At 70.6% G+C, this 11,250-nt stretch carries 9 protein-coding genes and 1 rRNA gene; 7 read left to right on the top strand and 3 right to left on the bottom strand.

What is annotated here, in order from left to right; all coding sequences use genetic code 11:
- From rrf to U8525_RS25930, 4 genes are all read left to right on the top strand, one after another.
- Positions 1-115, top strand: a 5S ribosomal RNA gene (rrf, locus tag U8525_RS25945); the annotation flags it as partial.
- Between the two features lie 372 nt (positions 116-487).
- Positions 488-3,277 carry a protein kinase gene (locus tag U8525_RS25940; RefSeq protein WP_374269077.1) on the top strand — a complete coding sequence of 930 codons (2,790 nt, stop codon included), beginning with the start codon at positions 488-490 and terminating at the stop codon, positions 3,275-3,277.
- A 116-nt stretch (positions 3,278-3,393) separates the two neighbouring features.
- Positions 3,394-4,764, top strand: a complete 1,371-nt coding sequence (locus U8525_RS25935; protein WP_374269075.1) for a KamA family radical SAM protein — start codon at positions 3,394-3,396, stop codon at positions 4,762-4,764.
- Positions 4,764-5,999: a KamA family radical SAM protein gene (locus U8525_RS25930; RefSeq protein WP_374269073.1), complete on the top strand. Its 1,236-nt coding sequence runs from the start codon at positions 4,764-4,766 to the stop codon at positions 5,997-5,999. The genes U8525_RS25935 and U8525_RS25930 overlap by 1 nt, the downstream gene beginning before the upstream one ends.
- Positions 6,000-6,032: 33 nt before the next feature.
- Here U8525_RS25930 and U8525_RS25925 read toward each other — a convergent pair whose 3' ends face one another.
- The 3 genes from U8525_RS25925 to U8525_RS25915 all read right to left on the bottom strand — a co-directional run bounded on the left by U8525_RS25925 (position 6,033) and on the right by U8525_RS25915 (position 7,606).
- The gene (locus U8525_RS25925) at positions 6,033-6,620 is read right to left on the bottom strand and encodes a hypothetical protein (protein ID WP_374269072.1); all 588 of its coding nucleotides are present in this window, start codon (positions 6,618-6,620) and stop codon (positions 6,033-6,035) included.
- Positions 6,621-6,683: 63 nt separating this feature from the next.
- A complete protein-coding gene (locus tag U8525_RS25920) occupies positions 6,684-7,019 on the bottom strand; it encodes a hypothetical protein (protein ID WP_374269070.1) in 336 nt (111 codons plus the stop codon).
- 38 nt (positions 7,020-7,057) lie between these two features.
- Positions 7,058-7,606, bottom strand: coding sequence for a hypothetical protein (locus U8525_RS25915; RefSeq protein WP_374269069.1), 549 nt, complete (start codon positions 7,604-7,606; stop codon positions 7,058-7,060).
- Positions 7,607-7,720: 114 nt separating this feature from the next.
- On the opposite strand from U8525_RS25915, the gene U8525_RS25910 reads away from it, so the two are divergent.
- The 3 genes from U8525_RS25910 to tgt are packed head-to-tail and all read left to right on the top strand — an operon-like array spanning position 7,721 to position 11,160.
- The gene (locus U8525_RS25910; protein WP_374269068.1) at positions 7,721-8,827 is read left to right on the top strand and encodes a SpoIID/LytB domain-containing protein; all 1,107 of its coding nucleotides are present in this window, start codon (positions 7,721-7,723) and stop codon (positions 8,825-8,827) included.
- 51 nt (positions 8,828-8,878) lie between these two features.
- Positions 8,879-9,967 (top strand): tRNA preQ1(34) S-adenosylmethionine ribosyltransferase-isomerase QueA, encoded by a 1,089-nt coding sequence (gene queA, locus U8525_RS25905; protein WP_374269066.1) that lies wholly within the window; start codon positions 8,879-8,881, stop codon positions 9,965-9,967.
- 56 nt (positions 9,968-10,023) lie between these two features.
- A complete protein-coding gene (gene tgt / locus U8525_RS25900; protein WP_374269087.1) occupies positions 10,024-11,160 on the top strand; it encodes a tRNA guanosine(34) transglycosylase Tgt in 1,137 nt (378 codons plus the stop codon).
- The last annotated feature ends 90 nt before the right edge of the window (positions 11,161-11,250 follow it).

Raw genomic sequence — 11,250 nt, 5'->3', positions numbered from 1 at the left:
CGGTGGCAATGTCGGAGGGGTCACACCCGTTCCCATCCCGAACACGGAAGTTAAGCCCTCCAGAGCCGATGGTACTCCGCGGGAAACCGCGTGGGAGAGTAGGTCGCTGCCGGATTCTTTTCTTGAAGCCCCTGTCGCCTTCCTGGCGCCAGGGGCTTTCTCTTTGCGGGCTTGCTTCCCCGTCAACGCCGCATGCCTTGAGCGTCGCTCCGCGCTCGCCTGGAGGCCCGTCCCGCTCCAGAACCGAGAGGGGCCTGATCGCGCGGACCGTGCAGCTGACCCCGCCGTGAGGGCTTGCTGGGGCGGGGCTGGGACGTGGGTGGGTCAGTTCTGGGGCGAGGGGAGGCCAAGTTCTCGGATTCCTTGGGGAATCGCGTCATCGTGGATGTTTGACCGCCGTTGCCACTGGATCTAGAGTCACTGCTCCCCCCGGTCTGCGCACCGCCTGCCGCGGTCCGTACTCGCCGGCGCCGGGCAGCCCCGCGAGATGAAGAAGCCGACCTTCTTTGGGAAGTACCTGCTCCTCGAGCGCATCAACGTCGGCGGTATGGCCGAGGTCTTCATCGCGAAGGCCTTTGGCGTCGAGGGCTTCGAGCGCATCCTGGCCATCAAGAAGATCCTCCCGACGATGGCGGAGGATGACGAGTTCATCACGATGTTCATCGACGAGGCGCGGATCAGCGTTCAGCTGAACCACGCCAACATCGTGCACATCCACGAGCTCGGGAAGCACGAGGACACCTACTTCATCGCCATGGAGTACGTGGCGGGCCGTGACGTCCGTACGCTCCTGGAGCGCTACCGTCGCCGCAAGGAGATCATGCCCACCGCGCAGGCGGTGTTCATCGTCTCCAAGATGTGCGAGGGCCTGGACTACGCCCACCGCAAGAAGGACGCGCGCGGCCAGGACCTGCACATCATCCACCGCGACGTCTCTCCGCAGAACATCCTCGTCTCGTACGAAGGCGAGGTGAAGATCATCGACTTTGGCATCGCCAAGGCCGCCAACCGCTCGCAGAAGACGCAGGCCGGCATCCTCAAGGGGAAGTTCGGCTACATGAGCCCGGAGCAGGTCCGGGGCATGCCCATCGACCGGCGCAGCGACATCTTCGCGGTCGGCGTGCTGCTCTACGAGATGCTCACGGGCGAGAAGCTCTTCGTGGGCGAGTCGGACTTCTCCACGCTGGAGAAGGTGCGCAACGCGGACATCCCGCTGCCGCGCGAGTTCAACCCGAACATCCCCGCGGGGCTGGAGAAGGTCGTCCTCAAGGCGCTCGCGCGTGAGCCCGAGGACCGCTACCAGTGGGCGTCGGACCTCCAGGAAGACCTGATGCGCTTCCTCCTCGCGGGGGACGCCATCTACTCGTCGAAGCACCTGTCCGGCTTCATGAAGGAGGCCTTCGCCGAGGACATGCTCCGCGAAGCGGAGAAGATGGAGCGCTATGCCTCCGTCGAGCGCCCGGATCAGATCGAACACTCGGGGGTGACCGTTCCGCCGCCCTCCGCGGCGCCCCGTGCGACCGCGCAGAAGAGGTCGCCTGCGCCGTCCGCCTCCGGCTCGCCCGTGGGCCGCGCCTCCACCGCGCCCGCCCAGCCCGCGCCTGGCTACATCCCGCCGCCCACCGCTGAAGAGCTGGCGGAGATGGACGGCGCCGCGGACAAGACGCAGATCGTTGACTCCACGCACACGTTCCGCAGCCCGGAGACCCGGGTCGCGGACAGCAGCGTCGTCGTGGACGACAGCGTCACCGGTCGCTCGGAGAACCCCATCGACCGGGCCGGACACCACACCAGCGCCTCCCCCTACGCCCAGGACGAGGCGCCTCGCGGCAAGGGCCGGAGCGGCCCCAAGTCCCAGGTCATCATCGGCGACGAGGGCGGCGAGGCCTACGCGGGCGCGACCATGATTGGTCCCGCGCCGACGGCACCTCCCTCGCGCTCCCGAGGTGGCTCGGCGGCTCCGGTGCTGGCGCCCGAGGAAGAGGAGGAGACGACGGGCAACATCACCGTCCCGGTGGGCTCGCGCCACAACGGCCTGCGCGCGCAGGTGGCCGAAGAGGAGGACCCGGACGGCGCCTACGACGACCAGGGCGACGAGTACGACGGCGACGGGCAGGACCCGGAGGACTACGGCGACGAAGGGCAGGAGGGCGAAGAGCCGCCCTACGACGACGAGGCCGACGGCCCGGCGACCCTCCCGCAGAGGGCCGCCAAGACGGCGAAGCCGGTCCCGGCGGCCAAGGCCAAGGTGGAGAAGCCCAAGGCGCCCGCCGGTCCGAGGAAGCCGCTGCCCAAGCCCGCCATCATCGGCATGGCCGCGGGCGGGGCCCTGCTGCTCCTCATCGCCGTGATCTTCGTGGTCCGCGGTTCGTCCTCGGGCTCCGTGAACTTCGTCGCGCCGGTGGGCGCCACCGTCCTCGTGGACGGTGAGCCGGTGAACGCCAACCAGGTCATCGAGCTGTCCGCGGGCATCCACAACGTGACGGCCTCGGCGCCGGGCCATCAGCCCGTGACGCAGCAGATCGAGGTCACCGCCGGCCAGGCGGCGGCCCCCATCCTCCTCAGCCTGAAGGCGGACGCGAAGCCCCCGGAGCCCAAGCCTCCAGAGACCCAGGAGCCTCCGCCCACGCCGCCGGTGGTGGACAACACGCCTCCGCCCACGACGACGGAGACGCCCACCGAGCCGCCCGCGCCGAAGACGTTCACCGCTCTGTTCGAGGGCCAGGAGGGCGCGGAGATCTCCGTCGACGGCAAGTCCCTGGGCAAGCTGCCCGGCGCGAAGCTCGGCGACCTGGAGATTGGCAAGAAGTACACCTTCACGGCGAAGCGTGCGGGCTTCAAGCCGTACTCCGGCGACTTCACGTCCAACGGTGACACCGAGGTGCGTGTCGCCGTGGACATGGTGGCCGAGGCTCCGCCGCCGGAGCCGAAGCCCACGCCGCCGGAACCCAAGCCCGTGGCGCAGACGCCGAAGCCCGCTCCGGAGCCGAAGCCCAAGCCCGTGGCGCAGACCCCGAGGCCGGCTCCGGAGCCGAAGCCGAAGGCCCCCGCCGCGATGGGCAAGTTCGCCTGCAGCACCGCGCCAGCGGGCGCTCAAATCTGGGTGGATGGAAAGAACACCAACCGCGTGACCCCCGTCCCGCTCGGCAATCCGTTGTCGCTGCCGGTGGGCAAGCGCAAGGTCGTCTTCAAGCTCAACGGGAAGTCGACCAAGCCCCAGGTCGTGGTGGTCGAGGCGGAAGGCGTGGCCAAGCTCATCAACGTCAAGGTGGAGTGAACGAACGCACTGCGCCATGGGGCATCTTGCGCCCCTGGCGATTGTTGAGCAGGGATGTCGGGGGGCAAGCTATGACGCCTCGCCCACGACGCTCCTTACGTTGAGGTGATGTGTCCATGAGCACGATGTCCACTCGAGGCAAGCCGGACGCTGGCCCCGCGCAGCAGCCTTTCACCTATCCCCTTCGCAAGGAGTTCGTGGAGCCCGACTGGCGGCGCATCCCGGGCTACAAGGACGTCACCGCGGCGGAGTGGGAGAGCTCGGTGTGGCAGCGCAAGCACACCGTGAAGAACCTGCGCGAGCTGAAGGCCGCGCTCGGGCCGCTGCTGCCGGACGACCTGGCCGCGAGCATGGAGCTGGATCAGAAGGACCGGGCGACGATGTCCATCCTCGTCCCGCCCCAGATGCTCAACACCATGAACCTGGAGGACCTGTGGAGCGACCCGGTCCGCAGGTACATGCTGCCGGCGATCGCCGACCGCCGCACGGACTGGCCCAACCACCCTCGCGCCAGCCGTGACAGCCTCCACGAGGCGGACATGTGGGTCGTCGAGGGCCTGACGCACCGCTATCCGACGAAGGTGCTGGCGGAGATGCTGCCCACGTGCCCGCAGTACTGCGGCCACTGCACGCGCATGGACCTGGTGGGCAACGACGTCCCGCAGGTGTCCAAGCACAAGTTCGCGACGGGGCAGAAGGAACGCTACGAGCAGATGCTGGATTACCTGCGCCGCACGCCCACCGTGCGCGACGTGGTGGTGTCCGGCGGCGACATCGCGAACCTGCCCATCCAGGCGCTGGAGCCGTTCGTCAGCGCGCTGATGGACATCCCGAACATCCGCGACATCCGCCTGGCGTCCAAGGGGCTGATGGCGCTGCCGCAGCACTTCCTCCAGGACAACGTGCTGGCGGGGTTGGACCGGCTGGCGAAGAAGGCCGTGGAGCGCGGGGTGGACCTGGCGATGCACACGCACGTCAACCACGCGCAGCAGCTCACGCCGCTGGTGGGCAAGGCGGTGCGCAAGCTGCTCGACATGGGCTTCCGCGACGTGCGCAACCAGGGCGTGCTCCTGCGCGGCGTGAACGACAGCCCGAAGGCGCTGCTGGACCTGTGCTTCACGCTGCTCGACCACGCGAAGATCCTGCCGTACTACTTCTACATGTGCGACATGATCCCCAACAGCGAGCACTGGCGGCTGTCGGTGGCGCAGGCCCAGAAGCTCCAGCACGACATCATGGGCTACATGCCGGGCTTCGCCACGCCGCGCATCGTCTGTGACGTGCCGTTCGTGGGGAAGCGCTGGGTGCACCAGGTGGCGGAGTACGACCGCGAGCGCGGCATCTCCTACTGGACCAAGAACTACCGCACGAGCGTGGAAGCGAACGACGCCGGCGCACTTGATCGGAAGTACGAGTACTTCGATCCCATCGACACGCTGCCGGAGTCCGGCCAGGCGTGGTGGCGGGATCAGCCCAAGGCGGCGTGATGGATTCCTCCGCGGGCGCCATGGCGCCCCTGTCGTCCCCTCGTCCCTCGCTCAGCGCGGAGGGGCGGGCCCGGTTGTTCCCCTCCGCGACCGACGCGGAGTGGGCGGACTGGCGCTGGCAGCAGCGTCACTCGGTGCGCAACCTGGAGCAGCTGGAGCGCTACGTGCGCCTGACCCCGGAGGAGCGCGCCGGGGTGCAGGAGACGTCCTCGCTGTTCCGCATCGGCATCAGTCCGTACTACCTGTCCCTCATCGACCCGGAGCACGCGGCGTGTCCGGTGCGCATGCAGTCCATCCCGGTGCGCGCGGAGGCCCGGGTGCGACCCGGGGAGCTGGCGGATCCGCTCGGCGAGGACAAGACGCGCCCGGAGGAGTGCATCGTCCACAAGTATCCGGACCGGGTGCTGTTCCTGGCCATCGATACGTGCTCGGTCTACTGCCGCCACTGCACGCGGCGGCGCATCACCAAGGGCGGCGAGGCGGAGCTCACCAAGGACCAGATGCGCCGGGGCATCGACTACGTGCGCAGCCACCCCGAGGTGCGCGACGTGCTCATCTCCGGAGGCGACCCGTTCCTCTTGAGCGAGGAGCGGCTGGAGTCGCTGCTCGCGCCGCTGAGCGAGATTCCCCACGTGGAGATGATCCGCATCGGGACGCGGGTGCCGGTGGTGCTGCCCATGCGCGTCACGGACTCGCTGGCGCGCCTGCTGCGCCGCTACGCGCCCGTCTACGTCATCACCCACTTCAACCACCCGAAGGAAGTGACGCCCGAGGCGCGCGAGGCGTGCGAGCGGCTGGTGGACCACGGCGTGCCGGTGGAGAACCAGGCGGTGCTGATGCGGCAGCTCAACTCGGACGCGCGCATCATCAAGGAGCTGTCGCACGTGCTCCTGCGCAGCCGCGTGCGGCCGTACTACCTGCACCAGATGGATGTCGCGGAGGGCTGCGAGCACCTGCGCACGCCCATCGCCAAGGGGCTGGAGATCCTCGAGCAGCTCCGCGGGCACACCAGCGGGCTCGCGGTGCCGCACCTCGCGGTGGACCTGCCGGGAGGGGGAGGGAAGGTCACCCTCCAGCCCGACTACGTCGTCGAGCGGGGCGCGCGCGAGACGCTGTTCCGCAACTACAAGGGCGAGACCTACGCGTATCCGGAGCCGGAGGAGACCGACTGCTCCTGCCCCTACGACGAGGTGTGGCAGGCGCGGTCGCGGGAGCTTGGCATCCGGGGCCGCTGATGGCCCCGGAGGTCGTCCGGTGTCGCGGCGGGGTTACCTGCCGCGGCGCGAGGACTTGGACGACTTGCGGCTGATGGACCGCTTCGGCGTGCCGGCGTTGTCGCCAATCTCCACGACCGGGGCCCCCGTCATGCTGTCCAGGTTGCTGTCGACGTCGACGGACGGCTCCGCGTCCTCCGTGGACTCCAGCTCCACGGGGTCCGCGTCGCTGAAGCCCTGCTGGATGTGGACCTCGCCGTCGCCCTTGCGCTTCTTCGCCTCGGCTTCCTTCTCCGCCTTCTCCTTGTCGTCGAGCCGCTTGGCCTCGTTGGCGACGCGCTGGTTGTCCTCGGGCGTCATCCGGGCCGTGAAGGTGGCGAACTCCTTCGCGGAGACGCCGTGCTTCTCCATGACCTTGGCGGCTTCCTTCTGCTGGTCGCGGATGGCCTGGCCCCGCTCGGCGTTGCTCATCTCCGACGGCTTGCGGTTGCCGTGCTCGGCGTTCACCTTGGCCTCGGCCGCGGCCTCATCGCGCTGGATGGCCGCCACCTTCTCCGGCGTCAGGCCCTCCTCCTCCGCGAGGGCAGGGGTCGCCAGCACGAGCGACGAAGCAGCGAGCATCAATGAGAGTCGGGTGGTCATGGGGAGGCTCCTCGATCCGACCCATCATAGGCACGGAGTCCGGGCCCGCGCATGGCTCGTTCTTCAGGGCGCCTGACACCGCGCGCAGCCGTCGCCCGCGCCCGCGCACTGCTCGCGGGCCCTGGCGCAGCGCGGCGGGAGGTCGTCCCGGTCCGCCTGCTTCTCCACGAGCCCGCAGAGCTCCTCCGCCGTGGCGCACGTCCTCGCGGAGACGTCGCATTGCTCCGCGCACGTCAGGTCGTCGCCCTGCTCGCGAGCGCGCAGCTCGTCGAGGCGGGCCTCGAGGCCGTCGATGGCCGCGTCGTCGTCCCCGGCCACCCGGGTGTCCACGTGCTTCGCGCAGGCCGTCAGGGTGACTGCCGCGGTGAGGAGGGCCAGCCAGGACCAGGTCGCTCGCATGGGCCTACCCATACGCGCCCGCTCGTGGCCGCGTCCAGTCAGCGGCGTTCGGGGGAGCGCATGCGGCGCTCGGGGCGGGGCTCCGGCTCCGGGGGGCGGCTCCAGTAGAGCCAGGCCGTCAGGGCCAGGAGCGCGGCCACCGCCAGCCTCCGCAGCCACTCCTCCCGCGCCTGCGTGGGTGAGTCCGCGTCGGCCTGCGCGGCCCGGTCCAGCGCGGCCTCCACCTCCGGCCCCACCTCCCGCACCCGCCGGCACAGCCAGGCCAGGGGCGCGAGCGCCACCGGCACGGGCGCGGTGTCCTTCTCCACGGCCAGGGCCAGCATCCGCTCCCAGGCGCTGGCCTCCTCCGCGCTCTCGGGCGGCCTCGCGGGCTGGCCCAGCCGCCGCGCCAGGGCCACCGCCGAGCGGAGCAGGAGCACCGAGAAGGCGTCGCTTGAGATCCCGTACCAGGCCGCGGCCTCCGCCAGGGGGCGGCGCTCCACGAGCCGGCGGATCAGCACGGCGGCCGTGCGGGGCTCCAGCGCGCGGAGGGCCTCGGCGAGGGCGTCGGGGGACAGGCGGGCGGCGTCGGGAGCTGAGGCGGTCACTGGGCTCCATTCTGCGGCATCCGCCCGGGGTTTTCGCGCGCGGTCCCAGGGGAGCTGGTCGGCCGCCCGGCCGATTTCTTGAGGCGGATCGCCCGGCCCCTAGACTGTTGGACCATGTTGCAACGTGTGGCACTGCTGCTGCTCCTGCTCGCGTCGTCGCGGGCGTTCGCCGTGGAGACGATGCGCATTGCCATGGACGACCCCGGCGACGAGGTCCGCGTGAGCGGCCGGGGCCTGGGCTTCGGCCCCGACGCCGAGGACGGGCGCTATGTCGCCGTTGCCTCGGGGCAGGCCACCGTGCGCCGCCGCAACGGCAAGCTGGAGGTCAACGGCGCGCCGGTGGTGGGGGACGCCATCCGCTTCCGGGGGGGCCTGGAGTCCTCCGACGCGGGCGGCCCCGGCGACGAGCCCCTCAAGGCGGGCACCGCGCAGGTTCGCGGCGACGTCGTCGTGCGCCTCTTCAAGAACGGCCTCCAGCTCATCAACGTCATTCCCCTGGAGGACTACCTGGCGGCGGTGCTCGGCAGCGAGATGCCCGTGTCCTTCCCGCTGGAGGCCCTCAAGGCCCAGGCCGTGGCCGCCCGGACCTACGCGCTCCAGAAGAAGCTGGAGGCCTACGGCGCCGCGTTCCACATGGGCAGCAGCGTGCTCCACCAGGTGTACGGCGGGGTGAATCGCGAGGACGCCAAGACCCGCGCCGCCGTGGACGCGACCCGCGGCGAGGTGCTCACGTACGACCTGGCCCCCATCGAGGCGTACTTCCACGCCTCGTGCGGGGGGCACACCGAGTCCGGCCAGGACGCCCTCCAGCGGAACCTGCCGTACCTGAAGCCCGTCGACTGCCCCTGCGGCAAGCTGCCCGCCAGCCGCTGGTCCGCGACCCTCTCCGAGGCGGAGCTGCGCGGCGCGCTGAAGGCCCCGCCGGGGGGCATGCGGGTCACCGGCCGCACGCCCACGCACCGGGTCACGCGCGTGACGCTGTCGGATGGCACCGTGGTGGACGGCGTGCAGTTCCGCCGCAAGCTGGGCTACACGCGCCTCAAGAGCCTGGACTTCGACGTGGAAGCCTCCGGAAAGAACTACGTGTTCACCGGGCGTGGCTACGGCCACGGGGCGGGGCTGTGCCAGTGGGGCGCCAAGGCCTTCGCCGACCAGGGCAAGACGTACCGGGAGATCCTCTCCCACTACTACCCGGGCGCCGAGTTCCAACAGCTCTACTGACGGCCTCTCCGGTTCCGCGAGGGCGCGGGGGCTGCTACAAGCGCCAACCCCGTGTCGTCCCTCCTCTCCGACTACGATTTCGAGCTCCCCGAGGCGCAGATCGCCCAGGCCCCGCTGCCCCACCGGGACGCGTCGCGCCTGATGGTCGTCAGCCGCGCCACCGGCGCCTGGAGCCACCAGCGCTTCACCGACCTCGTGGACCTGCTGCGCGCGGGCGACCTGCTCGTCCTCAACGACGCGCGCGTCATCCCCGCGCGCCTCCTGGGCCAGAAGCGCGGCACCGGCGGCCGCGTGGAGCTGCTGGTGGTGCGTCCCGCCGCCGCGGCCACGCTCACCTCGGCGGCGCTCGGTGGCGCGCCGGAGTCGCTCGAGTGGGTCTGCCTGGGCCAGGCCTCCAAGGGCCTCAAGCCCGGCCAGTCCGTCACCTTCGCCGGGGGCCTGTCCGCTGAAGTCCTGGAGGCCCTGGGCGGAGGGGAGTACCGCGTGCGCTTCCATGCGGCGCCGGGCACCTCGCTCGCCAGCCTCCTGGACGCGGCGGGCCGCCTGCCCCTGCCGCCGTACATCACCCGCGAGCCCGAGGCCGCGGACGCCGAGCGCTACCAGACCGTGTACGCGCGCGCGTCCGGCGCCGTGGCCGCGCCCACCGCCGGCCTGCACTTCACCGAGGACGTCTTCGCGAGGCTCGCCGCGAAGGGGGTCCAGCGTGTGGAGGTGACGCTCGACGTGGGGCCCGGCACCTTCCTCCCCGTGCGCGAGGAGGCGCTGGACAAGCACCACATGCACCCGGAGCGCTTCACCGTGCCGGAGGCCACCGCCGCCGCCGTGAACGCCGCGAAGGCGGAGGGGCGCCGCGTGGTCGCGGTGGGCACCACCGTGGTGCGCACGCTGGAGTCCGCCACCGACCCGGACACGGGTAGGCTGCGCGGCGGCCCGGGAGAGACGACGATGTTCATCCGGCCCGGCTTCGCCTTCCGCCAGGTGGACGTGCTCCTCACGAACTTCCACCTGCCGCGCTCCACGCTGGTGATGCTGGTGAGCGCGCTCCTGGGCCGGGAGCGGACGCTCGCCGCGTACCAGGAGGCCGTGCGCGCGGGCTACCGGTTCTTCAGTTACGGCGATGCCATGTTGGTGAAGGAGTGAGTGCCGTGGTCGACGAGCAGCGCAAGGAGAAGGGCGATACCCGCGTGCCCCCGGGGCTGGTGCGCTTCGAGCTGTTGCACGAGGACGCCAGCGGCACCCAGGCGCGCCGCGGCCGGCTGCACACGCCGCATGGCCCGATTGAGACGCCCATCTTCATGCCCGTGGGCACGGTGGGCAGCGTCAAGGGCGTGGGCCCGGACGACCTGAAGAACCTGGACGCGCAGATCATCCTGGGCAACACCTACCACCTGATGCTCCGGCCCGGAGAGGCGCTCATCGGGGAGATGGGCGGGCTGCACCGCTTCATCTCCTGGGACCGGCCCATGCTCACCGACAGCGGCGGCTTCCAGGTGTTCAGCCTGTCGGAGAAGCGCAAGATCACCGAGGAGGGCGCCGCCTTCCAGTCGCACCTGGACGGGTCGCGGCACTTCCTGTCGCCGGAGCGCTCCATCGAGATCCAGGAGACGCTGGGCGCGGACGTCATCATGGCGTTCGACGAGTGCCCGCCGTCCACGGAGGACCGCGCCTACCTGGAGAGGTCCCTGGCGCGCACCACGCGCTGGCTGCACCGGTGCGTGAAGGCGTGGAGCCGCGAGCGCTCGTCGCTCTTCGGCATCGTGCAGGGCGGCCTGCACGATGACCTGCGCAAGCGCCACGCGGAGGAGGTGTGCTCGGTGGACCTGCCGGGCTACGCGCTGGGCGGCTACTCCGTGGGCGAGGCCCCCGAGGCCATGCACGCGGGCGTGGCGTACTCCGCGCCGCTGCTGCCCCGGGACAAGCCCCGCTACCTCATGGGCGTGGGCACGCCGCTGGACCTGGTGACGTGCGTGGAGCACGGCGTGGACATGTTCGACTGCGTGCTGCCCACGCGGTGCGCTCGCAACGGCCTGCTCTTCACCTCGGAGGGCAAGCTGGTCATCCGCAACGCGGCCTACGCCAGGGACCCCCGGCCGGTGGACCCGGCGTGCTCCTGCTACACCTGCCGCACGTTCAGCCGGTCCTACCTGCGGCACCTCTTCGCGGCGGGAGAAATCCTGGCGATGCGGCTCAACACCCTGCACAACCTGCACTACTTCCTGGACCTGATGGCGCAGGTGCGCCGCGCCATCGCGGAGGACCGGTTCGCCGCGTTCGCCCGGGACTTCCGGGCCAGGGCCCAGGCGCAGGAGGCCGAACGCAAAGGCGGTCGGTGAGCGGGCGAAGGGTTTGCCACGCTTCCGGCGTTCACTTGCTCACATGGGGCGCCCTTGCTAAGAGGCCACCCTTTCGGATGTTTTGCCCCC

Source organism: Corallococcus sp. RDP092CA (assembly GCF_041903675.1).
GTDB lineage: Bacteria > Myxococcota > Myxococcia > Myxococcales > Myxococcaceae > Corallococcus.
The sequence above is the reverse complement of the archived record's forward strand: the minus strand, read 5'-3'. Positions and strand labels throughout refer to the sequence as shown.